We start from the raw sequence: 23260 nt of genomic DNA on the forward strand, positions 1-23260 counted from the left end.
TGAGGGAACCTGGGGGAATCATCAGTTCCACACACAGCCCTGGCGTATTGCTACATTGCTGCGAATTCCGCAGTTTATGCGACGGTTTCCGCGCGAACTACTAGCTCGACGAAACCAGCGTTCGGCCGCACGAGCGATCAGACAGACTGTCGACCGGACGGTCGCTCAGTCAAACCGTCGTGAGGAACCGACCACGTCGCCCGCCTTCCACTGACTCCAGCCCGGCTGACCGACCATGAACGCCTCGATCGTGGACTTGTCCGCGGTGAGATTCGGGTCGTTCTTGAGATAGTGCTTGGTCTCGCGAGAGATGAGACCCGACAAGATGAGTATGCCCAGCAGGTTCGGCAGGGCCATCAGACCGTTCATCACATCGGAGAAGTTCCAGATCGGCTCGAGTTCGGTGGTACAGCCGACGAACACGACGAGTGAGAAGAAGATCCGGAACGGCAGGACACCGCGGCGGCCGACGAGCCTTTCGACATTGCGGTCGCCGTAGTACGACCAACCGAGCAGAGTAGAAAAGGCGAAGAGAACGATGCCCATGGTCACGATCCAATGGCCCCATTGCCCGGGCAGCCCATTGGAGAAGGCCTCTCCGGTCATGAGTGCGGCACTGATCTGTTCCCCGGTCTCGGGGTCGACCTGATTCCAGGTGCCGGTGGCGATGATCGTCAGTCCGGTGAAGCTGACGACGATGATGGTGTCGATGAATGTCTGGGTCATCGAGACCAGCCCCTGGCGGACAGGGTGCGTGGTCTGCGCGGCAGCAGCGGCGATCGGCGCCGAGCCGAGGCCCGACTCATTGGAGAACAGACCACGGGCCACGCCCATCTGCACCACGATGATGATCGCCGACCCCGCGAATCCGCCGACCGCCGAGGTGCCTGTGAAGGCTTCGGTGAAGATCGCAGCGAAGGCGCCGGGCACCTTGTCGATGTTGGCGAGGAGGATGAACAGGGCCCCAAGGACGTAGAAGACGATCATCACCGGCACAAGTCCGGCAGTGACCCGGCCGATGGACTTGATGCCGCCGACGAGCACCACCAGGGTGAGGACGGTGAGGACGGCACCGGTGATCCAGGCGGGGATCGACCAGCTGGATTCGACATTGGCCGCGATCGAGTTGCCCTGGGTCATGTTGCCGATGCCGAAGCAGGCGAAAACGGCGAATACAGCGAACATCAGTCCCAGGACCTTGCCCAACGGCCCCTTGATACCGCGTTCGAGATAGTACTGGGGGCCGCCCGACTTCTCCCCCGCATCATCTGTACCGCGGAAGCGCACCGCCAGGAACCCCTCTGCGTATTTGGTGACCATGCCCAGGAGCCCCGTCATCCACATCCAGAACAGCGCGCCGGGGCCGCCGACGCCGATCGCTGTGGCCACGCCGACGATGTTGCCGGTGCCCACGGTGGCGGCCAGAGCCGTTGTCAGCGCCTGGAATTGGGTGATGTCGCCTTCGGAGCCGGCATCTTTGCGTTTGAGTATCCCCAGGGACAGAGCCGGCAGCAGCTTGGTGAACTGCAGTCCACCCAGACGGATCGTCAGGTACAGGCCTGTCCCCAGCAGCAGGGGGATGAGGAGGAACGGACCCCAGACGAATCCGCTGATCGTGTCGAAAAATTCTGCAACGGCATCCATGACGTCGGTTGTCCTTTCACCATTTGAGTTTGTGTTCAACAGCGAACACAACAGAAGCAGTCGCCTGTGAGTCTAGCGATGATCGGTGGGCAATGACAGAGGCGTCGGACATCGGCGCCCCCACCTTGTCCCCGAACACCGCAGAAGCGCCTCACACGCCAAGCAGATCCAAGGCATGTGAGGCGATCGAGGCCGTGTCGATCCCGTGGATCTCGTAGGCCTCGCTGACAGAGGAGGCCTGACCGAATTCGGTGACACCGAGGTTGCGGGTGCGATCCCCGCGCACACCGGCGAGGAAGGCCAGCGTGTGCGGGTGTCCATCGAGGACGGTCACCAGCGGTGCCGGATGCGCGGCCGGGAAGAGTTCGTCGGCGATCGCCGAGCGCGGCGTCGAGTTCACGCGTGAGCGCTCCTGGACAGCACGGAAGAGCTTCGATGGCGAAGTCAAGCACACGATACCTGCCCGCACCCCCAGCGATTCGAGCCTGGCTGCGGCCTCGATCACCTCGGTCATGATCGCCCCAGCACCCACCAACGTCACCTGGTCCTGGCTGGCCGGATGCGCGCTGAGGCGGTAACCGCCGGCGATGACCTGTTCGCGTCTGCGCTGCCGCAGCAGGGGGTCCCCGGGCACGGCGGCCAAGTCCTGACTCACCGGTCGTGTGGTGAGCCGGAAGTAGGCGGAGTCACCTTCGGGATCGGCGAGTTCGCGCAGCGCTTCGAGCAGCGTCCACTCGAGATCCTGCGCGAACGCCGGCTCCCAGCTGGTCAGGCCAGGAATCTCGAGGGTCACCGAGGGGGTGTTGAACGATTGGTGTGCCCCGCCCTCCGGCGCCAGGCTCACCCCAGAGGGCGTGCCGACCATGATCGAGCGCCCGCCCGCGTAGAGGCTGAACGTCCACGGCTCGAGCGCGCGGTTGATGAATGGATCGTAGATCGTCGCGATCGGCAGCAGCGGCTGTCCCCAGCGGGATCCTGTCGAGCCCAGCTCCCCGGCCAGGGACACGAGGTTGACCTCGGCGATGCCCATTTCGATGTGCTGTCCGCGCGAGCCTTCTTGCCATTTGAGGACCCGTTCCCGATCGTCGGAGAACCAGTCCTCGCGCCCGGCCGGTGACCAGATCCCCGTCTTGTTGATCCACCCGCCGAGGTTGGTCGACGTGGCCACATCGGGTGAGACGGTCACGACCCGGCGGGCAACCTCGGGAGCGACGTGTTTGAGGTCGGAGAGGAAACGACCGAGCGCGGCCTGGGTCGAGATCACGGGCCGCGGGGTGAAGCCCAACTCTGCAGGCACCTCGGCGACGGCATGGGTTTGGTGGCCCTCCCGCTCCAGTGAAGCAGCGGTCTTCGCGCACAGCCGTCCGGCCGAGGTGTCCGGGTCGAAGGTGACCCAGGGATTGTCGAGATCCATCCCCGAGGCGGTCGCGAGGTCGCGCATCTGCGCCTCGGTCAGCTGCGCGGCATGGTTGCCGGGGTGGCCCTCCGTGGCCAGCCCCTTGCCCTTGATCGTGTAGGCGAAGACGACGGTGGGCCGTGCGTCATCGATGGCCTCGAAGGTCTCGACGAGCTGACCCAGATCGTGTCCTCCCAGGTCACGGATGAGGGAGGCGAGGGAATCGGCGTCGAAACGGTCGATCACGGCCCTCAGGGACGAAGCGGCCGCCTCGGCGAGGCCGGCGAGCAGCCGATCATGGACCTCCGTCGGATGGGCGCGCAGGAGCCGCTGGTATTCAGGGTTGGGCATCGACACCAGGCGGTCCTTGAGCGCCTGACCGCCGGGCCCGGCGAACACGGCCTCGAGTCTGCGCCCCCAGGGGCAGGTGAGGACCTGCCAGCCGGCTGCGGCGAACATGCCCTGCAGCCGTTTGATCTGCACGTCGGGGATGACACGGTCGAGGGACTGCCGGTTGAGGTCGACGATCCACACGATTTCGCCCAGCGTGCGCACCTCGGGATCGATGATCGCCTCCCACACCGCGCCCTCGTCCATCTCCGCATCCCCGAGCAGCGAGTAGAAGCGACCCGCGCTCGGGGTCTCCGGGAACCGATCGGAGACATAGCGGTGGGACAGCGCCGCCCAGATCGGTGCGGTCGCGCCGATTCCCACGGACCCGGTCGAGAAATCGACCGTGTCGGGGTCCTTCGTCCGCGACGGATAGGGCTGCAGACCCCCGCGCGATCGCAGCGAGTCAAGGTGCCTCTCCTCGAGATCGCCGAGGAGGTAGTTGATCGCGTGGAGGACCGGCGAGGCGTGCGGCTTGACCGAGACCCGATCGATCGAGCTCAGCTGGGTGAACCACAGCGCGGTCATGATGCCGGTCATCGACGCCGAGGACGACTGATGCCCGCCGACCTTGACGCCGTCGCTGTTGACCCGCCCCCGATTGGCCCGGTCGATGATCGATGTCGCCAGCCACAGCACCCGCTGCGCGATCTCGTCGAGCACCGTGTCCTCCCCCGAGACCGACGCCCGCAGCGGACGGTCATTCGTCCCGGGCGGACTGACCTGCAGGGACGTTTCGAACTGGTGGAGTTCTTCGTCCGGGACCTGGATATGGTCCCGGTCCTGGACGTGATCCGGGTCCGGGGCGCGGTCCGGGTCGAGGTCACTTGAGTGCTGGGCGGCCGGCGTGTTCATCGTCATTGATCCTTCGTTGGCGGGCGGGGTGGTTGACGGCGCGGTCAGAAGATCGAAGCGCGGTCAGAAGATCGAGCTGTAGGCGTTGAGCGCCAGCTGACCGCCGAGGTGGGCGTAGAGCACCGTCGAATCCTTGCCGACCGTACCCTCTCCGACGAGATCGATCAGACCCGCCATCGACTTGCCCTCGTAGACAGGGTCGAGGATGACGCCTTCAAGCTGCGCGGTGGTTCGAATGGCGTTGACGGTGGACTCATCGGGGATGCCGTAGGCGGGACCTTCCCAACCCGAGCGGATGTCGACATCAGCATCGGTGATCTCACGGCCGAGACCGATGAGCTGTGCCGCGTTGTTCGCGATTCGCTTCACCTGGTCGTGGGTCTTCTCCAAGGTCGCGGAGGCGTCGATGCCGATCACCTGGCGTGGGCGTCCCCCGGCGGCTTCGAGGGCCGCGAATCCGGCGATCATTCCCGCGTGGGTCGACCCGGTGACGGTGCAGACGATGATGGTGTCGAAGAAGACGCCCAGTTCCTTCTCCTGTTCGGCGACCTCGTAGGCCCAGTTGACGAACCCGAGGGCGCCGAACTTGTGCTCGGAGGCACCCGCCGGGATCGGGTAGGGCTTGCCGCCTGCGGCCTCGACCTCGGCGATCGCGTGCTCCCAGCTCGAGCGGATGCCGATGTCGAAACCGGCCGAATCCAGATGGACGTCGGCGCCCATGATCCGGGAGAGCTCGATGTTGCCGACCTTGTCATTGACCGGATCGTCCCAATCGACCCAGCGTTCCTGCACGAGTCGGGCCCCCAGCCCGAGGTGGGCGGCGACCGCCGCGACCTGCCGGGTGTGGTTGGACTGGTAGCCGCCGATCGACACGAGGGTGTCGGCCCCGGAGGCGAGAATGTCGGGAACGATGTATTCGAGCTTGCGGGTCTTATTGCCGCCGAAGGCGAGCCCCGAGTTGACGTCTTCACGCTTGGCCCAGACCCTGGCCCCGCCGAGGTGGTCGCCGAGTCGGTCGAGCGTGTGGACCGGGCTCGGCCCGAATGTGAGCGGATAGCGTTCGAAATCAGTGATGGCCATGACGTCCTCTTCGTGTGGTGGGGTGACCTGCCGCAGAGTGTGATCTGGTTCGCACCCTGCAATATGCAATATATTGCATTTCGGCTTCGACTACAATGGGCGCGTGCCTATTCCAGAGAATTCGCCCGCGCCGCATCGCACCCTGCTGCGCGATGACGTCTACCGCTCGATCCGCGATGCCATCGTACGCGGACAGCTCGCGCCCGGTGAGCAGCTGCGTGACCAAGAGCTCGGCGCCTGGCTGCAGGTCTCCCGCACACCCGTGCGCGAGGCCCTTCAGCGCCTGGCCCAAGCCGGACTCGTCGTCGCCCAGCCGGGAAGGATGACCCGGGTCGCACCGGAGAATCCCGAAGCCATCATCAACGCGCGCCAGATCGCGGCCGAGCTTCATGCCCTGGCGATGACACTCGCTTTCGCCGCCCTCACCGAGGCGGACCTCGCAGAGATGGCCGAGGCGAATGAACGGCTGCGCACGGCTCTCGCCAAGGGCGACATCGACGCGGCCATCACCGCCGATGACGACTTCCACGAGGTGGCCCTCGCACGCAGCGAGAATCCGCTCATCCCCGATCACCTCGAGGTCGTCACGGCCACCCTGCGCCGCGCGGAGTATCTGCATTTCGACTCCGTGAAGGGCTCCGCCTCCCCCGAGCAGCACACCGAGATCATCGCCGCGATCCGCCGCGGCGACCAGAGCCGAGCCGTGGAGCTGACCAGGGAGAACTGGTCCGTCCTCACCGGGCAGACCGCTCCCTGAGCGATCCCGTTCGCCACGTAACGACACTCGACATCCGGGCAGCCTGGAATCGCGTGAGTCATATAGTCATCTAATGACATGTGCTAGAGTCCTGTCCACGATCACCGACGATCAAAGGACTCATGATGCAATCGAGAACGAAATGCACCCTGACCACCATCCTCGCGGCAAGCTCCGCCGCGGTACTCACCTCAAGCCTTCTTGCTTTGGGCCCGGCCTTGGGACCAGCCCAGGCCTCGAACCCGAGTGAGGCAGCCGACACCTCTGCGACGGTCAAGCCCATTCCCTCCGCGGGCTGCGGCACCGAGCAGACTCCGGGCAATGACGAACGGACGATCACCTCGGCGGGTCAGGAGCGGACCTTTCGAATCAACATTCCTCGGGACTACGAGGCATCGACGCCCCTGCCGCTGGTGATCGGGTTCCACGGAAACGGCTCCGATGGCGCCGAGTTCCAGAACTACACGGGCCTGCCCGCACTGCCTGCGATCACCATCTTCCCCGATGGGGCGCTCAAGGACGGCAAGAGATCGTGGCAGGGCGCCCCCTATGCCAGCGGTGCCGACGACGTCCGATTCGTCTCCGATCTGCTCGATTCGATCGAGGACGAGCACTGCATCGATCTCAGCCGTGTCTATGCCACCGGCAAGTCCAACGGCGGCGGCTTCGTCTCGGTGCTGGCCTGCAATCTGCGCGAGCGATTCTCGGCCTTCGGCATCGTCGCCGGAGCCTATTATCCGCAGTCGACGCAGGGCTGCGACTACACGGAGCCGACGCCGATGCTCGCCATCCACGGCACCGGCGACGCGACGATGGACTACGACGGAGGCGAGCGTCAGGGCGAGACCTATCCGGGCGTGCGCGAATGGATCGAACCCTGGGTCGAGGCCTCGAACTGCACGGTGAAGACAGAGCGCGACATCGGCAAGAAGGGCGAGCACGTCCTGCGCACGAGCTGGAAGAAGTGTTCGTCCGGCACGTCGAAGCAGGACGCGAAAGGCTCGCGCACGGGCGATGTCGAGCTCTATTCCGTCACCGACGGCGGGCACGTCTGGCCTGGTGAAGTGGTCTACAGCGGCGGCGGGTACGTGACGAAGAGCTTCTCGGCGACCGACACCCTGTGGGAGTTCTTCAAGAAACACCCCGGACCGACGAGCCGCTGAGGGCCCCGGCCGACGCGGGCGCGCCGAGCCAGCGCAGGCGCACTGAAGCGGCGCAGGCGCGTCGAGCCGGCGCAGTCGCGCCCGCCGGCAGCGGATCGGCACGTGACCGTTGACACACACATATCAAAGTGATTTGATGACTTAAACACTTGAAGGAGAGTGGCATGACATCAACTATCGGACTCGTCGAACGTCTCACTCGCGAAATCGTTCACACGATTCGAACCGAGAATCTTCAGCCCGGCCAGTCGCTGCCCTCGGCGAAGGTCCTCGCCGAACGCTTCGAGGTCACCGTCCCCACCGTCCGCGAGGCGCTGCGCCGGCTCGAAGCCACGGGCTCGGTCGAGCTCATGCACGGCTCGGGAACCTATGTGCGGGAAGCGATCAACCGCCGCATCCTCGACAACCCGCACTATGTGCCCGTCGACCTTGCTGCGGCGATCGAGCTCCTCGATGCCCGCATCGCCATCGAGCCGGGCATCGCCGATCTGGCGGCTCAGGTCCAAGACGTCGAGGCTGTCGCCTCGATGGAGTCTGCACTCGACAATGCTCTGCAGGTCGAGACAGCGGTGCCGGCCGGACACTTCCACGTCGAACTCGCCAGAGCCTCGGGAAACCGTGCCCTGCACGAGATGCTCGTCTCCCTGCTCGCGATCCACTCGCGGACTCAGCAGGCGGCCCGGACCACCTATGACCGACTGCGCGATCACGATGAGCACGCGGACATCCTCGACGCGATCAAACGCGGGGATGGATTCGAAGCCGCACATCGGACCCGCAAGCACCTCGAGGCGATCAAGACCGTCGTCCTCGCAGACTGGACGAACGACGAAGGCTCCGAGGGCACCTCACCGCTGGCCGCCCCACAGAACGGAGCCGAGGGATGACACGACCAACGCCAGGCGAGATCCGACCGGCGATCCACTCCTACGGGGAGCTGACCTCGCTCGAGGTCGAACTTGCCAAGGACAGCGGCAGCCTTCTCATCCTCCCGGTGGGAGCCTGCGAACAGCACGGCGATGGGCTGCCGCTGAGCACGGACAGTATCCGCGCCGACCATGTGGCTCTCACGGTGGCCGAAGAGCTGGCAGGAAGAGCCTTCGTCCTCCCGAGCATCGACTACGGAGTGTCTCCGCACCATAAGTTCCTCCCTGGCACGATCAGCCTCGACCCTCGGACCTTCATCGACATCGTCACCACGGTCGCCGGCAGACTCGCCGATTCGGGATTCGCCAAGATCCTCGTCATCACCGGCCACGGCGGCAACCTGGCAGCACTCGGCGTGGCCCAGCAGGCGCTTCTCGACTCCCATCCGGACCTGGTCTTCGCCTACTCGCCCGTCAGTGCCCTAGCGACGGAGACGACCTCCGCTCTGCCGCGCACCGAGGTCAGCGGCCATTGCGGGGAGTCAGAGACCGCGCAGATCCTCGCCATCGATGACCGCCTCGTCGACTCTCCGCGACTGACGCCCGGGGCCACGACGCTCGATGAGCTCGGCCCCCGGGCACGACTGAGCCGGACCAGGTCGCCATCGAGCGCGGTCACCTTCGACCAGTACGCCGAAAACGGGGTCCTCGGGGATCCCCGTACCGCAACTGCCGAGGCCGGGCGGGACATCCTCGGCGAGATCACCGGCAAGCTCACCGCCTACGCCCGGGAGATGCTGCGCCTATGACAGCAACCACCGCCTGAGCCGACCTGCAGGACTCCCCCTCCCCCGCTCGCAGCCGAGCGCGAGCCAGCCGCTGCAGGGCCACCACGCACCAGACCATCACCTACCGCCAGCCTTCCTTCCCACCACTTTGACCGATGGAGTTCACGGGCATCGCCGAGTCGTGCCTTGTCACTCCTTCACTCACCTGGATTTCAGGAGTAAGACATGGAAACGACCACCACCGACAAACCCACTCAGGAACGACTCCCGGCAGTCATCCGGTTCCTCAATGTCATCGAGAACGTCGGCAACAGACTGCCGCATCCGTTCTGGCTGTTCTGGATCCTCGCAGGGATCCTCGCCGTCCTCAGCCTCGTCCTCTCTGTCATGGGAGTCGGGGTGAACGATCCCGGCAGCGGGGAATGGACCCCGGTGAACAACCTGCTCAGCGGCGACGGGATCGCGATGGCCGTGAGCACCTCGCTCGATGCCTACCAGTCGTTCCCTCCGCTGATCACGATCATGGTCGTCATCATGGGTGTGGCACTGGCCGAGCGCACCGGGCTGCTGTCGACGGCCATGAAGGTCTCGATCGCCCGAGTCCCGGCGTCTCTCGTCGTCTTCACCGTCGCCTTCATGGGAACGGTCTCACACGTCGCCTCGGCTGCGGCCTATGTCATCCTCGTCCCGCTCGGCGGCATGGTGTTCAAGGCGGTCGGGCGGTCCCCCGTCCTCGGCGTCATCGTCGCCTACACCTCGATCGCATCGGGCTACGACGCCAGCCCCATCCCGACGCCGAATGACGCGATCTTCGCGGGAATCACCTCGGCGGCGGCGAACATCATCGATCCCGACTACATCGTGACTCCGATCGGCAACTGGTATTTCAACATCGCCAGCTCCATCCTTCTGGCCATCGTGATCACCATCGTCACCGAACTTGTGCTCACGAAGCGGCAGAACCTCGACGCCGATGAAGACGCCGAGCACGAGGACCTCATCATCAGCGACAAGGAACGTTCGGCTCTCAAGCTCGCGATGGTCGCCGTGCTCGCGATGGTCATCTTCATCGTCGTCCTCATCGTGCCGGACAATGCGCCGCTGCGCGGGGACGGCCCTATCGGCGAGTCCCCGTTCCTCACCGGCATCGCCTTCATCATCGCCATGCTCTTCGGCGTCGGCGGAATCGTCTACGGCTTCCGTGAGGGCACGGTCGAGAAGTTCGCCGATGTCCCCAAGCTCATGAGCCAGGGCATCGCGTCTATGGCACCAGTCCTCGTTCTCTTCTTCGCGATCGCCCAGTTTCTCGAATACTTCGAGTGGACGAACATCGGCATGCTCGTCTCGGTGTCGACCTCGGAGCTGTTTATGGGACTCGGCCTGCCCACCTGGGTGGTCTTCGTCCTCGTCCTGCTCGTTCTCTCGGTCGTCAATGTCCTCATTACCTCCGGATCTGCGATGTGGGCGATCATGGCCCCGGTCATCGTGCCGATGCTCATGCTCCTCGAGGTTCCGCCCGAGACCTCGCAGGCGATCTTCCGCATCGCCGATTCGGGCTCGACTGCGATCACCCCGATGAGCCCCTACTTCATCCTTGCACTTGGCTTCATGCAGCGTTATCAGAAGTCCGCCGGCATCGGCACACTCGCCTCCCACACCCTGCCGCTTGCGGTGTGCATGACGATCATGTGGAGCCTGCTCTTCTTCCTCTGGTGGGGCCTGGGCATCCCGCTGGGCCCCGATGCACCGGTTCGGTGATCGGTCGAGACCGACGAGGATCACCCGGTTCTGTTCGCCAGGTCCTCGCAGCCAGGAGCCAAGTCAGGCCCCGTCTCCCAGCACTGTGACGTGGTGGGAGACGGGGCCTGAACGATGGGCAGCGTACGAACGCAGCCCGAGGCGGGTCAGGGTTCGACGATCGCCTGGTCGGTGTTCGTGTACTCAATAGAATCCGCAGTGGAGCCGACCAGCCCCATCGTGACTCGAAGCAACCCGGGCTCCACGTCATCCAGTGGCGGCGGCGTGTCGGTGCCGATCGTCAACGAGGAACCATCCTTCGTCGTCGCGGTGATCGACCCGATGTACACCTCAACGTCTCCCTTGAGCGTCATCGTGTCGGCCTTGGTCACCAGTCCGCCCTCTCCAGCCTGCTCGGGAGGGCTGACCGTGAGCGAGAACCCTTCGATCTTGATCTCATCCGCCGAGATCTTCAGCGCACGGGTGGACCCTCCATCAGCCGTAGGAACTTTCACGATGGCGATTCCGCTGAGTCCCTTGAACGACAGCGACTCAGAACCCATTGCCGCCGGAGTCTTCGTGAAGATCGGTGCGTCGTCATCTTTCTGCGCCTTGACAGGCTCACTCGGCTCTTCACTCGGCTCTTCGGTCGGTTCCTTGGTCGGAATTCCAGATTCGGTGGGATCAGGTGTCGCTGGATCCGTCGGCTCATCTTTCGGAGCAGGCGACTCGCTGGGTCCCGGAGTTGATGGGTCCGTCGGTGATGTCGTCGGGGCACCAGGCGAGCTCGGAACCTTCGGCTTCGAACTCTCTCCGGGTCCGGATGCGTCAGGACTTTCACACCCGGTCTGTGAGTTGCACAGCGGGGCGGCGGGGTCGGCCGTGGCCGCCGCCGTCGCACTGAGCGTCGAAGCGACACTCAGAGCGAGTACCGCAACGAGTGACGCCGTGCGGCGATTGGGCACCTTCATAAATCTCCCTCTTCGCCGACGGAATCCTGGCTTCCCCTCCGCTCAGCCGCTGGCGCCTCGGCGTCCAGTTCCGCTTTACGGGACTTCTTCAGCTTCTTGGCTTTCTTGGCCTTTGGCTCACGTGGACCCATCCAGGCGACCACGAGAACCGAACCGATGCTCGCCAGCAGCATGCCGACGATGAACCCACCGAGGTTCACCCCGATCAGCGAGTAGACCGCAAGAACGAGCGCAATGATTCCGTAGAACACGTGATGCGTCGGCTTGAAGATCGCAAGGGCGCCCAGCACAACGAGCACGATCGGAATGACTGTGGCCTGCAGACCCTCGATTCCGAACTGAATCTGCAGATTCCCCAGATCAAGCTGGCCGGAGAAGAAGAGCTCAACTCCACCGACCACGACCAGCAGTCCACTGATGAACGGCCGCTGCCGACACCAATGCCGAAAACCGGCGTCCTCCTGGGACCCCTCCCGAGCCGAACCGTCGTTCTCCTGTTCGGAGCGTTCCATCTCGATCGTGTCCTGTTCAGTACCTGTTTCCTGCTCAGCGACGCGACGACTTCGCCGGGACAAGGCGAGCAGGCTGGTCCGCTGTTCATTGGTCTTCTGCACACCTGCCTCCTGTTCACTGAGCTGCTGGGCGCTTGTACCCGCTTCTTTCATCAGAAGCACGTCTCGGTTCCGTCGGTGAGCTTCAACTTCATGTCCTTGAGGGTGAAGACCGATGCCGTGGTGCTCCACGAGTCCTGCTTCAGGTCCTTGATCGACACCGTGTCGGAGTCCTGAGCGAAGTCACCCTTGGAGCCCTTTTCCTTGGTGTTGACGTCTGATGCGTCGACGCCGATCCGAATGTTCTTGAACTCAGCGTCGCCCCTAAGTCCTGTCATGCCGATCTGCAGGTTCTTCGCAGATGCTGGCTCCTTGCCGCCGCCTGCACTGATGAGGACGCCCACCTTGCCCATCGGTGTCTTCGTGACGGCCGACTGGCAGAGGTCTTTGAGCGTGGCGTCCTTCATGTTGGCGGTCACGACCGAGTGCTCAACGCCCTCGGCGTCCTTTGCGGTGCCGCTGTACTGGGAGAACCCAGTTCCCTCAAGCTGCGAGGACGAAATCTTGAACTGGGTGCCCGAGATGGCGAATGAAACCGGTACGGCACCCTGTGCGACTCCTCCCAGCAGGGCTGCGGAGACGATGCCGGCAGGTATTCCGACAAGGGCGATCCGTCCTGTGTGGGACGAGCCGATCTTGCGAAGACTGTTGAACTTCGGGAACTTCATTGATCCTCCTGTCGACACCGACTGCTATGTCGGAGCCGCTATTGTGACGTAAGTTACTAGCAGGTGTTACCGACGAGTATATCGGTCCTGGACTTCGAGTCAACACTTCGAGACGACTCTCTTTTCAGCCGATGCACACCAAGAGGTCTTGTCTCCCAGGATAAATCCCCACAACCTTTTCCCGCCAGTTCGCGGACCGAAAACTACTGCAAATGTTCTCACCAGGGAAGTTTCCCGGGTCACCGGGATCTGCGACGCGCTCACACCTATTGCGGCCATCGGTTCAGCGACGGGTCAGCCGCTCCTCTTCGTACGCTCCAATTTTTTTGCTCGGAGGGAATCCCGCACCTCACGCAACTTGTCCCGCTTGCGACGACGGCCCGCCTCGGCGGCTTTGATCTGCTCGGCGGTCGGCTCATGGTCACCCATGCCCACCTGCAGTTCGGCGGGCGTGATCTCCCGCATCACTCCGACATCGATGCGCTTGCGCAGGCGCAGGATCTCCAGCCGCAAGATCCTCGACAGGAAGTAGAGTCCCAGAAGGTTGGGGAATGCCATGAGGAAGAAGATCGCATCGGAGAACGCGATGACCGAATCCAGCGACATGGACGCGCCGATGATGACGGCCAGGATCCAGAAGATCTGATAGGCCTTGTCTGCCTTCTTCGAGTTCCCGGTCAGGTATCCCAGGGCCTGCTGACCGTAGTAGCCGTAGGCGAGGATCGTCGAGAATGCGAAGAGGACGACGCAGACCGTCAGCAGCAGCGGGAACCAACCGGCGACGGTCGCGAAGGCCTCCGACGTCAAACCGATTCCGTCTTCGGTCGTCGATCCGTAAAGGCCTGTGGTAATGATTGCCAGTGAGGTCAGGGTGCAGATGATGACGGAGTCGATGAGAGGTTCCCACATCGCTACGAACCCCTCGGTCGCTGGCTTCGTCGTCTTCGACGCGGCATGGGCCATACCGGCCGAGCCGACGCCTGCGGCATTGGAGAACAGGGCACGCTGGATCCCGACGATCGCAACGCCGATGATTCCGCCAGTCACCCCGTCGGGGCTGAAGGCGCCGGTGAACATGAGGGCAAAGGCGTGCGGAATCTCTCCGACGTTCACGGCGAGGATGACGAGGACGCTGAAGAAGTAGAGGATCGCCATCAGCGGAGTCAGCTTCGACGTCCATTGCCCGATCTTCTTGATTCCGCCGAGGATGACCAACGCGGTCAGCGCTGCGAACACAACACCGATGAGCCAGGATTTCCCATCGAGGAAGCTGCCCTCACCACCGGAGGCCTTGACGAGGATCGAGGCCGCCTGATTGGCCTGGAACAGATTGCCTGCACCGATCACGCCGATGACTGTGGTGACTGCGTAGAAGACTGCGAGGAACTTACCCAACTTCGGGCGCCCGATTTCAGCCAGCCCGTCACGCAGGTAATACATGGGCCCGCCGGAGACTGTCCCATCAGCATGGACCTTGCGATACTTCACGCCCAAAGTAGCCTCGGCCATCTTCACCGTCATGGCAAAGAAGCCGAACATGATGATCCACAGGGCAGCACCGGGCCCGCCGATCGTGATGGCGACCGCGACACCGGCGATATTACCCAGTCCCACCGTGCCGGAGAGTTCGGTGGCGAGCGCTTGGAAGCTCGAGACCTGCCCGGGGTCGGTCTTGCGGGTGAAGCGTCCGCGGATGATTCCGACTGAGTACTTCAGTCCTGTGACCGGCTGGAATCTCAGATAGATGGTGAGGAAGACGGCTGCTGCCATGAGCCAGACGACGATGAGCGGGATGCCCAGTCCGCCGATGTTGAGTTCGAAGAAGACGATCTCGCTGAAGGTCTGAGCGATCGGACCGAAGAACGACTCGATCGCCTGGTCGACGCCTGCCGCTGTGACGTCTGTACCTGCTGTAATGCCTGTGTCTGCTGTGATGCCCGTGCTTGCTATGACGTCTCCGCCTGCTGATACGTCAACGGATTGGGAAACGGTGGTCATCCGGTCTGCACTGATCGGAGTGGAATCCACGACGGCAATGTCGTGGATCTGGCCAAAATTTTCAATTATAGGTTTCATCTTCACGGGCGCTTGGTTGCGATTCGTCCGGAGGATCGGTCCGGGACCGGCGCCTGAGATCAACCTAGCAAGAACGCCACCGGCTGTCAGCTGACATTCAGCTTTCAACAAACCCTGAGGTCACCGGGGCTCTTCCAGAATTCACTCGCGTCCGCGCAGGAAGTCGACGAAGCTGTGCGCGAGTGCCCGGTTGATCCTGATCAGATCGGAGTCCGCCTCGGCGACTTCGGCCGTGATGGACTCATTGGTTTTGCCCGCAGGCAGTTGGAGGGGATCCGAACTCAGCCACAGCTGAACCTGCGCGGCGTCGGACTCGGGATGGAACTGGGTGCCCCACGCGAATTCGCCGACGCGGTAGCCCTGGATCGGTGCGTCGGATCCCGTCAGCAGGAGTTCGGCACCGCCGGGCAGCTCCATCTCCTCCTGGTGGAAGAGGACCGCCGGAATCGTCTCCCCCGCGATGGCGGAGAACACGGGATCTGCTTCTCCCGCCGAGGTGGTGTGCAGGTCGTAGATCCCGATCTGCGGGTGCTCACGGCGGATGATCTTCGCCGAGGTGGCAGCGGCCAAGAGCTCACCGCCGAGGCAGATGTTGAAGCTCGGGAACTCCCCGGCCGCCGATCGCCGCAACAGGTCCCTGACCTCGGGCAGCCATGGATTGACCGTGTCCTCGAGTGGCCCGGCAGACCCACCGAGAACGAGAAGAGCGGCATAGCCGTCCAGAGCGGTAGGAATCTCATCGCCGAGGTAGGGGCGAAGGACAACCACCTCGGCGCCGGCCTCGGTCAGCCATTCGCCGAATCTCTTCGGTCCCGCGCCGGCCTCATGTTCGATGACCAGGATCCTCATATCGCTCATGCCGACCATTGTCACTGATGTCGAACACGAACGTCGACATAGTCTTGAACCTGACACGGGGTTGTGTCTGACAGAGGGTTGAATCTGACACTGTGGCAGGTGAGTCAATGGCAATGACGACACGAACAGCTCAAGAATCTGAGTGATGCGGAGGGCAACTCATGAAGATCGGTGAATTCGCCCGGCTCGGCCAGGTCTCCGTCCGGATGCTCCGGCACTACGAGACACTTGGCCTGCTGCAGCCGTACGAGGTCGACCACTTCAGCGGCCATCGCAGTTATTCGGTGGCTCAGCTGACCCGATTGAACCGAATCATGGCGCTGAATTCTCTGGGCATCCCGCTCAGGAAAGTCGCCGAGGCAGGAACCGAAGTCGCGTGCGGCTACCGTGCGACCGCGTCCGACGGTCAGAACAGCGCCTCGCTACACGCCGTTGAATTCCACGCTGATGACCTCCGCGTCACCGAGCTGCCGTCGTGCACTGCGGGCACACTCGTTCACGAAGGGTCGATGAGTCGGATCGGCGCGAGCTGGCAGCACCTCTCGGAGTGGTGCGTTACTCAGGGATACTCTCTCATCGGTCCGTGCCGAGAGGTCTACTTGGAAGTCGGCGACGACAGTGCCGACTCCAGCAACAGCGACTCAGACCGCTCCGGCTGGGTGGTCGAACTTCAGCAGCCGATCACGAGCTGAATCGCGCGCCCTCGCCGAGCCGCAGGCTGTCGATGAATCGTAGAGCGACGATGAGTCGCGCGCCTTCGACGAATCGCTGAGTGTCGAACAGGGGCCCGCACCGAACGATGACGTCGTTCGGTGCGGGCCCCTGAGCCACCTCGGCGGCGGTGATCAGTTGATCGGGCTTGGCCTGCTGCTGGTCGTGATCAGTAGGTGACGATCATTTGGTGGTCGTGATCAGTTGGTGATCGACGGTGCGACCGGATCGGTTCCGGTGACCTTATTGGAACCGGTGACGATCGCCTTCCGCAGTGACAGGAACAGAAGGACCATGCCCACGGAGAGCGCGATGTGGCCGAGTCCGGCGATGCCCGCGATCATGGCGTTGGATTCCTGGCCGAGGACAGTCAGCGATCCATGCCAAACCATCATGCCGACAGTGAGGATGATGCCTGCGTTGTAGGTCCAGAAGAACCAGGAGAACATCTTCGTGCCCGAGAGTGCGAAGACCTTGTCGAGGACGAGGACGATGAGCAGGACGATGAAGCCGAGCGTCAGCAGGTGCGTGTGAACCACGCTCAGTTGGGTGAAGTCTCCTTCAGGGAAGTCGTTGGCTTTGGTGAACTCACGGTAGAACAGGCCGGCGAGGACACCGATGATCATGTATGCGAATGCCGCGTTGAATATTTTCTTCATGCTTATACTTCATCAAGATTCGGCCCCAGTATCCTGACCCAGAGGATTGAACTCTATTCCCAACTTTTGATTGATGTTCGTCCTCACACGGTCAAAATCCCTTGATTCGCGGAGAACCAGCGTGTTCGGAGGCTAGCCTGAAGTCATGGCCTTCGAAAATGTGTTCGCAAAGATCGACCGTATCGCGGGTGGCAGCAAGGCCGGGCTCATCGTTCCGGCCGAAGGTCTTACTCACCCGAAGACGAAGCGCGCGTTCGCGTGGATCACGGGGCTGCTCATCTTCGAGTTGGTCCTCGGGTTCGGTGCCGTCGTCTTCGCCATCATCATCGCTCGCGCCGGCGAACCTGTGCCGTTCGCGGTCTGGATGCGCACCGTCGTCGTCCTCGGCATGACCGCGACACTGTTCTACTTCTTCTGGCGCTCAACAAAGGGCTTCTACTGGGGCTACCAGCGGCTGCGCCTGTTTGCCCAGATCTTCCCGGTGATCACCCTGGTCATGGCCGCCATTCCCGGCCTCTATCCCGTGTGGATGATCACCGAGCAGATCGTCTTCAGCCTCATCATGATCGGCGTCGGCGACTTCCTCACCAGCGATCACATGCGCGAAGTATTCCGGAAACCCGAGAACTGAGCCTGGGCTTAGCCTTGATCCACCGATGCGGGTGGCTGCTCAAAGCCGCGTGTGAAATGGAAATGCCCCTCCTGAACTGGGAAAATGATGATGTCTAACGTCAACATTCCCGTTCAAGAAAGGGGCACCTCTCAGGTGCTATTCAATCACACACCCGCAACTGTGGCCTACTCCTTCGACGACACGAACCTCGTCAGTCCTACCGGCCTGGTCCCGATCATGGCCCTGGCCCACCAGGCGGGCCTGCTCGACCTCACCGAGCAGCGTCTGACCGTGATGACGACCGGAGCCGATAAGGGCGCGAACCCGGGCGCGAAACTGTCTACCCTGATCGCGGGCATGGCCGCCGGTGCCGACTCGATCGATGACATGAACATCCTGCGCCACGGCGGCATGAACAGACTCTTCGACCGTGTTTACGCCCCATCGACTCTGGGATCGTTTCTGCGCTCGTTCACCTTCGGCCACGTCAGACAGCTCGATGCCATCAGTACCCGTCTCCTGATCAACTTGGACCAGCACACGCGCCTGCTGACCACCAGTGCGACAACACCACAGTCGTCGATGATCTTCGTTGACATCGACGACACCGTCATCGACGTCCATTCCGCAAGGAAACAAGGAGCCGGGTTCGGGTATCAAGGCAGTCGGGGGCTCAACGCGCTCTTGGCGACTGCATCGACAAGCGCCTCCGGGCAGGTCATCGTCGGTCAACGTCTCCGGAAAGGCTCCACCTCATCAGCTCGGGGTGCCGACAAGTTCGTCTCTGACGCCCTGGCCACCGCTCGGCGCATCAATTCCGGTCAGGTCCCGGTTCTGGTGCGTGCTGATTCCGCCTACTACTCGTCGACGATGACCAAAGCCGCCCGCGATGCCGGGGCCGAGGTGTCGGTGACGGTGCGCATGGACAAGAAGGTCAAAGCCGCGATCACCACCATCGACGATGATGCGTGGACCGGCATCCAGTACCCGGAAGCGATCTTCGACGAAGAAGCTGGGGCCTGGATCTCAAACGCCGAAGTCGCTGAAGTCGCCTTTACCGCGTTCACGTCGAAGAAGAAGGCTCTGCAGGTGCCGGGCCGGTTGATCGTGCGACGAGTCCCCGAGCTCAATGAGAAGAAGCGCACTGCCGGGCAGGATCCGTTGTTCGACTTGTACCGATACCACGCCTTCTTCACCACCCTCGACAAGGATCGCTTCGACACTGTTCTGGCGGACCAGATCCACCGGAAGCATGCGATTATCGAGCAGATCAATGCGGAATTGAAAAACGGTGCACTGGCCCATATGCCCTCAGGGATCTTCGATGCCAACGCCGCATGGGTGACGATCGCGGCGATGACTCATAACCTACTGCGGGCAGCTGCAGGAGTCATGGGTGGCCGAATGAGCAAGGCTCGTGCACAAACACTGAGGACGCGCATCATCCTCGTCCCTGCCCGGATTGCCCGCCGAGCGAGGAGATTGATCCTGAATCTGCCCAGAGACTGGCCGTGGGCCGAGGAATTCGCCCGATTGTGGCAGGCCGCGTTGCCTCCTCCCCGGACTGCGTTGACATGACCGATCAGCCCAACCGGGCGTGAAGACTGGGGCCAGGGAGGAAGCCCGCAGGAACTGAAAAGTGGAATCAGACTGGTGAGAGACCCGGGCGATGTCCCCTGCCCATTTTTCGACATTTTGCGAGAACCGGATTCACAACACTGCGTCCAGGCCGATCGGTGGATCAAGGCTTAGGTACGGCTGGGTTGGACTCAGGTAGGGCTGGACTCAGCTCGGGGACTGCAGCTCAGCCTGCCAGGAGCTTCCGGGCCTCTTCCTGGTGGGCTGCGATGAGTGCTTCCTTGTCCAGCTGTACACCGTTGCTGCCGATGGCATTGCCGTCGAGGACGCGCCAGTGGCCGGCGACCATGACCCGATCCGCCTTCTCCGCCCCACAGAGAACGAGCGCAGGAATCGGGTCGTGTGAGCCGGAGAAGGCCAGTCCGTCGAGGCGGAACATCGCCAGATCCGCTTGCTTGCCGACCTCGATGCGACCGATGTCATCACGGCCCAGCGCCGCAGCGGATCCACGGGTGGCCCAGTCGAGGACGCGAGCGCAGGTGACGTCTTCCGAGCCGTAGCGCAGACGCTGAATGTACAGGGCCTGGCGGACCTCACGAATAAGATTCGAGGCATCGTTCGACGCCGAACCGTCGACCCCGAGGCCCACGTTGACGCCCGCATCCTCGAGTTCAACGGCCCGAGCGATTCCCGAGGCCAGTCGCATGTTCGAGGTCGGGCAATGTGCCACGGAGGCACCGGCCTCGCCGAGGCGGGTGATCTCATCACTGTCGAAGTGCACACCGTGGGCCAGCCAGGATCGATCGGTGAGCCAACCCACCGACTCGAGGTAGTCGACGGTGCGCAGTCCGAATCGTTCCCGGCAGAACTCCTCCTCGTCGAGGGTCTCCGCCAAGTGAGTATGAAGCCGGACGTCGAGCTCCTCGGCAAGGATCGCGCTATCGCGCATGAGTTCGGTGGTCACGGAGAAGGGCGAGCATGGGGCGAAGCCGATCTGGATCTGCGCCCCGGCGCCGCGTTCGTGATAGGCCTCGACGAGGCGGCGGGAATCGGCGAGGATCACGTCCGCATCCTGCACGGTCTGCTGCGGCGGCAGTCCGCCGTCCTTCTCTCCCAGGGACATCGATCCGCGGGTGAGCATGGCGCGCATGCCGAGCATTCTGGTCACGTCGACCTGAATGTCGATCGCCTCATCCATGCCGGTCGGGAACAGGTAGTGGTGGTCGGCGGCCGTCGTGCATCCCGATTCAAGCAGTTCCGCCATGGCCACCGTGGTGGCCAGCTCGAGGGCCTTCGGTGTCAGACGGGCCCACACCGGGTAGAGATTGGTCAGCCAGCCGAAGAGCGGCAAATCCGCCACGGGAGCCCAGGCCCGAGTCAAGGTCTGGTAGAAGTGATGATGGGTGTTGATGAGTCCCGGAGTGATCACGTGCGCACTCGCATCGACCACCTCGGCGACGGACTGTGCTCCCCCACTGGGCTCACCACCTGCGGGAACAAGCTCGACAATCGTTCCGGACGTCGTGTCCACGACGATTCCGCCCGAGGCCTGAGCCGGATCGATACCACGGCCGAGGTGGACGGCCATAGGATTGCGCAGCCACATTGTGGAGCCTGCCGAGGTATTGGCTGCCCGGGTGCGAGCTGCTGGAGTTGGGGTGTTGGCTGCTGGAGTTTCGATTCCCGTGTTCATGGTGCCGCCTTTCAGTGCTGAATCGGTCAAATCATCAGTTCGACCGTTGTGCGGCGACACGACTGGGGGCGAATCGCCGCCAGCTCAGGTTTCTCGGCGTCTGCTGCTCCGCCGTCCGGTGTGATGGTGCGGGTCGCAGGATGCGAGTGCTTTCCGCACTCGCAGCAATACCGCGCTATACCGCTTACCTTCGGGTAATGCACCTCAGGGGGCACTTATTTGTCCCCCGTGGCGCCACCGGCAAGACTGAACTCTAGCATGTGTGGCAGGTCACCAAATGAAGTTGCCATCCACTGACCATTCACCTAGCATTTTGCGATAAGGAAATATACTTTCACATCTCGGAAGTAGTGAAACCGATCCCTCACGTTCAGTCGACCACCCGAATCGCCCATCGCGGCAACGGGCCCGAGGCTGTCACTCAGGGAGGAACTCAACGGAGAGATAGATGTCGGCATCTCAGCAGGCTCCTAAGAACACGCGAACGGAATCGACTCGTCCGGAGGATGAGAGACTTCCGGTCGGCACCTCATTCGCCTACGGTCTACAGCACGTACTGACCATGTACGGCGGCATCATCGCCGTCCCCCTCATTATCGGCAAAGCAGCCGGCCTCGATGGCGGCGGGATCAGCGTACTCATCGCCTCCTGCCTGTTCGTCGGCGGCTTGGCCACCATTCTGCAGTCATTCGGCGTTCCCTTCTTCGGCTCACAGCTGCCTCTCGTCCAGGGAGTGTCCTTCGCCGGAGTCGCCACAATGACGTCGATCCTCGCTGGAGGTGACGGACTGCCGGAGGTCTTCGGTGCAGTCCTTGTCGCCTCGGTGATCGGCCTCATCGTCGCACCAGGTTTCGCGCTCATTGTGAAGTTCTTCCCACCTGTCGTCACAGGCACCGTCATCACGACGATCGGCTTGTCCCTCATGCCGGTGGCCGCCGGTTGGGCAATGGGCGGAAACGCCGAGGCCCCCGATTACGGCAGTGGCCGCAACATCCTCATCGCCGTCGGCACACTCGCGATCGTCCTCGTGCTCAGCCGAATTCCCGTGGCGATGGTTTCTCGACTCTCGATCCTCTTGGCCATCGTCGTCGGGACGGTCGTCTGCGCGATCTTCGGCTGGGCCGACTTCTCCCAGGTCCTCGATCGCGGAATCTTCGCATTCCCGGAGCCCTTCGCCTTCGGTATGCCGACATTCTCAGCGGCCGCCATCGTCTCGATGTTCATCGTCATCATCGTGACCTTTGCAGAGACCACCGCTGACATCATCGCTGTCGGCGAGGTCGTGAAGACCAAGGTCGACTCCAAGCGCATCGCCTCGGGCCTGCGCGCAGACATGCTGTCCTCGGCAGTGTCACCGATCTTCAACTCCTTCACCCAGTCAGCCTTTGCTCAGAACGTCGGACTTGTGGCGATCACCGGGGTGAAGTCCCGCTTCGTCGTCACTGCCGGCGGTGCCATCCTCGTCGTCCTCGGCCTGCTCCCGGTCATGGGCGGAGTCGTCGCCGCGGTTCCTTCTCCGGTACTCGGCGGCGCTGGCATCGTCCTCTTCGGCACCGTGGCAGCCTCGGGCATCCGCACCTTGTCCAAGGTCGAATACGAGGGCAACCTCAACATGATCCTCGTCGCCGTCGCCCTGGCGTTCGGCATCATCCCGGTCGTCGAGCCCGAGTTCTACAGCTCGTTCCCATCCTGGGTCGGCATCATCCTCCAGTCCGGCATCTCCTCGGCCACTCTGATGGCTGTGCTGCTCAATCTGGTGTTCAACCACATCGGTGTGAAGAACAAGGACCGCACGGATCGTTCGGTGTTCGTCGCAGGCACCGGCCGAGCAATCCGCAAGGACGAACTCGAACGACTCATCAACCGCGAGGCTCTTCTCGCGGAGGGCGACACCGTAAAGGACGGAAAGATCGTCGACTGCAACGGTGAGGAGATTCCTGTCGTCACCGACCATCAGCACGAGAAGGTTGTGGAGGCGATCAACAAGGGCGAGGCGCAGACTCAAGATGACGTGCGCCGAGTGATCAGAGAGACCGAAGACTGACACCTGTCCAACTGAACGGACGACCCAGCTCCATAGACTCGTCGTCCCGCAGCTCAGTCATAGCCGCCGGTGGTGGTGCATACGCACCCAGCACTGGCGGCT

At 62.9% G+C, this 23260-nt stretch carries 19 protein-coding genes; 9 read left to right on the forward strand and 10 right to left on the reverse strand.

What is annotated here, in order from left to right:
* Positions 1–165: 165 nt before the first annotated feature.
* The 3 genes from INT29_RS05000 to INT29_RS05010 all read right to left on the reverse strand — a co-directional run bounded on the left by INT29_RS05000 (position 166) and on the right by INT29_RS05010 (position 5365).
* Positions 166–1644 (reverse strand): alanine/glycine:cation symporter family protein, encoded by a 1479-nt coding sequence (locus INT29_RS05000; RefSeq protein WP_193070913.1) that lies wholly within the window; start codon positions 1642–1644, stop codon positions 166–168.
* 151 nt (positions 1645–1795) lie between these two features.
* Positions 1796–4291, reverse strand: coding sequence for a transketolase-like TK C-terminal-containing protein (locus tag INT29_RS05005; RefSeq protein ID WP_226830799.1), 2496 nt, complete (start codon positions 4289–4291; stop codon positions 1796–1798).
* Positions 4292–4348: 57 nt separating this feature from the next.
* Complete coding sequence (locus tag INT29_RS05010; protein WP_101570035.1) at positions 4349–5365, reverse strand: 1-aminocyclopropane-1-carboxylate deaminase; 1017 nt, start codon at positions 5363–5365, stop codon at positions 4349–4351.
* Positions 5366–5468: 103 nt separating this feature from the next.
* Between INT29_RS05010 and INT29_RS05015 the strand changes: the two genes are divergently transcribed.
* The 5 genes from INT29_RS05015 to INT29_RS05035 all read left to right on the forward strand — a co-directional run bounded on the left by INT29_RS05015 (position 5469) and on the right by INT29_RS05035 (position 10697).
* Positions 5469–6122, forward strand: a complete 654-nt coding sequence (locus INT29_RS05015) for a GntR family transcriptional regulator (protein ID WP_101570204.1) — start codon at positions 5469–5471, stop codon at positions 6120–6122.
* 122 nt (positions 6123–6244) lie between these two features.
* Positions 6245–7285 carry an alpha/beta hydrolase family esterase gene (locus INT29_RS05020; RefSeq protein ID WP_193070914.1) on the forward strand — a complete coding sequence of 347 codons (1041 nt, stop codon included), beginning with the start codon at positions 6245–6247 and terminating at the stop codon, positions 7283–7285.
* A 164-nt stretch (positions 7286–7449) separates the two neighbouring features.
* Entirely contained in the window at positions 7450–8172 is a 723-nt protein-coding gene (locus INT29_RS05025; RefSeq protein WP_101570033.1) for a FadR/GntR family transcriptional regulator, read from the forward strand.
* Positions 8169–8960: a creatininase family protein gene (locus tag INT29_RS05030; protein WP_193070915.1), complete on the forward strand. Its 792-nt coding sequence runs from the start codon at positions 8169–8171 to the stop codon at positions 8958–8960. Before INT29_RS05025 ends, INT29_RS05030 begins: the two co-directional genes overlap by 4 nt.
* Positions 8961–9164: 204 nt before the next feature.
* Positions 9165–10697 carry an AbgT family transporter gene (locus INT29_RS05035; RefSeq protein WP_193070916.1) on the forward strand — a complete coding sequence of 511 codons (1533 nt, stop codon included), beginning with the start codon at positions 9165–9167 and terminating at the stop codon, positions 10695–10697.
* Between the two features lie 146 nt (positions 10698–10843).
* Here INT29_RS05035 and INT29_RS05040 read toward each other — a convergent pair whose 3' ends face one another.
* The 5 genes from INT29_RS05040 to INT29_RS05060 all read right to left on the reverse strand — a co-directional run bounded on the left by INT29_RS05040 (position 10844) and on the right by INT29_RS05060 (position 15860).
* On the reverse strand, positions 10844–11647 hold the full coding sequence (locus INT29_RS05040; RefSeq protein WP_193070917.1) for a hypothetical protein: 804 nt from the start codon (positions 11645–11647) through the stop codon (positions 10844–10846).
* A complete protein-coding gene (locus INT29_RS05045; RefSeq protein ID WP_226841668.1) occupies positions 11644–12312 on the reverse strand; it encodes a DUF6114 domain-containing protein in 669 nt (222 codons plus the stop codon). Before INT29_RS05045 ends, INT29_RS05040 begins: the two co-directional genes overlap by 4 nt.
* Positions 12312–12926: a DUF6230 family protein gene (locus INT29_RS05050; RefSeq protein ID WP_101570029.1), complete on the reverse strand. Its 615-nt coding sequence runs from the start codon at positions 12924–12926 to the stop codon at positions 12312–12314. Before INT29_RS05050 ends, INT29_RS05045 begins: the two co-directional genes overlap by 1 nt.
* A 294-nt stretch (positions 12927–13220) precedes the next feature.
* Complete coding sequence (locus INT29_RS05055; protein ID WP_226841669.1) at positions 13221–15002, reverse strand: alanine/glycine:cation symporter family protein; 1782 nt, start codon at positions 15000–15002, stop codon at positions 13221–13223.
* Positions 15003–15143: 141 nt separating this feature from the next.
* Positions 15144–15860, reverse strand: coding sequence for a type 1 glutamine amidotransferase (locus INT29_RS05060; RefSeq protein WP_193070918.1), 717 nt, complete (start codon positions 15858–15860; stop codon positions 15144–15146).
* Positions 15861–16021: 161 nt separating this feature from the next.
* Here INT29_RS05060 and INT29_RS05065 point away from each other — a divergent pair, with 161 nt between their 5' ends.
* Positions 16022–16552, forward strand: a complete 531-nt coding sequence (locus tag INT29_RS05065; protein ID WP_193070919.1) for a MerR family transcriptional regulator — start codon at positions 16022–16024, stop codon at positions 16550–16552.
* 219 nt (positions 16553–16771) lie between these two features.
* On the opposite strand, the gene INT29_RS05070 is transcribed toward INT29_RS05065, so the two are convergent.
* Entirely contained in the window at positions 16772–17230 is a 459-nt protein-coding gene (locus INT29_RS05070) for a DUF2871 domain-containing protein (protein WP_193070920.1), read from the reverse strand.
* A 145-nt stretch (positions 17231–17375) separates the two neighbouring features.
* Between INT29_RS05070 and INT29_RS05075 the strand changes: the two genes are divergently transcribed.
* Positions 17376–17861 (forward strand): hypothetical protein, encoded by a 486-nt coding sequence (locus INT29_RS05075; protein ID WP_101570026.1) that lies wholly within the window; start codon positions 17376–17378, stop codon positions 17859–17861.
* 135 nt (positions 17862–17996) lie between these two features.
* Positions 17997–19421 carry an IS1380 family transposase gene (locus INT29_RS05080; RefSeq protein ID WP_193070921.1) on the forward strand — a complete coding sequence of 475 codons (1425 nt, stop codon included), beginning with the start codon at positions 17997–17999 and terminating at the stop codon, positions 19419–19421.
* 226 nt (positions 19422–19647) lie between these two features.
* On the opposite strand, the gene INT29_RS05085 is transcribed toward INT29_RS05080, so the two are convergent.
* Positions 19648–21027 (reverse strand): 8-oxoguanine deaminase, encoded by a 1380-nt coding sequence (locus INT29_RS05085; RefSeq protein ID WP_193071099.1) that lies wholly within the window; start codon positions 21025–21027, stop codon positions 19648–19650.
* 535 nt (positions 21028–21562) lie between these two features.
* On the opposite strand from INT29_RS05085, the gene INT29_RS05090 reads away from it, so the two are divergent.
* Positions 21563–23158: a nucleobase:cation symporter-2 family protein gene (locus INT29_RS05090; RefSeq protein ID WP_101570025.1), complete on the forward strand. Its 1596-nt coding sequence runs from the start codon at positions 21563–21565 to the stop codon at positions 23156–23158.
* Positions 23159–23260: the final 102 nt, after the last annotated feature.

The organism is Brevibacterium sp. FME37, from assembly GCF_014897485.1.
GTDB lineage: Bacteria > Actinomycetota > Actinomycetes > Actinomycetales > Brevibacteriaceae > Brevibacterium.

What these genes read in the sequence shown, in the direction of transcription:
- INT29_RS05000 (WP_193070913.1), bottom strand. Translation starts at nt 1,644, where the DNA reads ATGGATGCCGTTGCAGAATTTTTCGACACGATCAGCGGATTCGTCTGG.
- INT29_RS05005 (WP_226830799.1), bottom strand. Translation starts at nt 4,291, where the DNA reads ATGACGATGAACACGCCGGCCGCCCAGCACTCAAGTGACCTCGACCCG.
- INT29_RS05010 (WP_101570035.1), bottom strand. Translation starts at nt 5,365, where the DNA reads ATGGCCATCACTGATTTCGAACGCTATCCGCTCACATTCGGGCCGAGC.
- INT29_RS05020 (WP_193070914.1), top strand. Translation starts at nt 6,245, where the DNA reads ATGATGCAATCGAGAACGAAATGCACCCTGACCACCATCCTCGCGGCA.
- INT29_RS05025 (WP_101570033.1), top strand. Translation starts at nt 7,450, where the DNA reads ATGACATCAACTATCGGACTCGTCGAACGTCTCACTCGCGAAATCGTT.
- INT29_RS05030 (WP_193070915.1), top strand. Translation starts at nt 8,169, where the DNA reads ATGACACGACCAACGCCAGGCGAGATCCGACCGGCGATCCACTCCTAC.
- INT29_RS05035 (WP_193070916.1), top strand. Translation starts at nt 9,165, where the DNA reads ATGGAAACGACCACCACCGACAAACCCACTCAGGAACGACTCCCGGCA.
- INT29_RS05040 (WP_193070917.1), bottom strand. Translation starts at nt 11,647, where the DNA reads ATGAAGGTGCCCAATCGCCGCACGGCGTCACTCGTTGCGGTACTCGCT.
- INT29_RS05045 (WP_226841668.1), bottom strand. Translation starts at nt 12,312, where the DNA reads ATGAAAGAAGCGGGTACAAGCGCCCAGCAGCTCAGTGAACAGGAGGCA.
- INT29_RS05050 (WP_101570029.1), bottom strand. Translation starts at nt 12,926, where the DNA reads ATGAAGTTCCCGAAGTTCAACAGTCTTCGCAAGATCGGCTCGTCCCAC.
- INT29_RS05055 (WP_226841669.1), bottom strand. Translation starts at nt 15,002, where the DNA reads ATGAAACCTATAATTGAAAATTTTGGCCAGATCCACGACATTGCCGTC.
- INT29_RS05060 (WP_193070918.1), bottom strand. Translation starts at nt 15,860, where the DNA reads ATGAGCGATATGAGGATCCTGGTCATCGAACATGAGGCCGGCGCGGGA.
- INT29_RS05065 (WP_193070919.1), top strand. Translation starts at nt 16,022, where the DNA reads ATGAAGATCGGTGAATTCGCCCGGCTCGGCCAGGTCTCCGTCCGGATG.
- INT29_RS05070 (WP_193070920.1), bottom strand. Translation starts at nt 17,230, where the DNA reads ATGAAGAAAATATTCAACGCGGCATTCGCATACATGATCATCGGTGTC.
- INT29_RS05075 (WP_101570026.1), top strand. Translation starts at nt 17,376, where the DNA reads ATGGCCTTCGAAAATGTGTTCGCAAAGATCGACCGTATCGCGGGTGGC.
- INT29_RS05085 (WP_193071099.1), bottom strand. Translation starts at nt 21,027, where the DNA reads ATGTGGCTGCGCAATCCTATGGCCGTCCACCTCGGCCGTGGTATCGAT.
- INT29_RS05090 (WP_101570025.1), top strand. Translation starts at nt 21,563, where the DNA reads ATGTCGGCATCTCAGCAGGCTCCTAAGAACACGCGAACGGAATCGACT.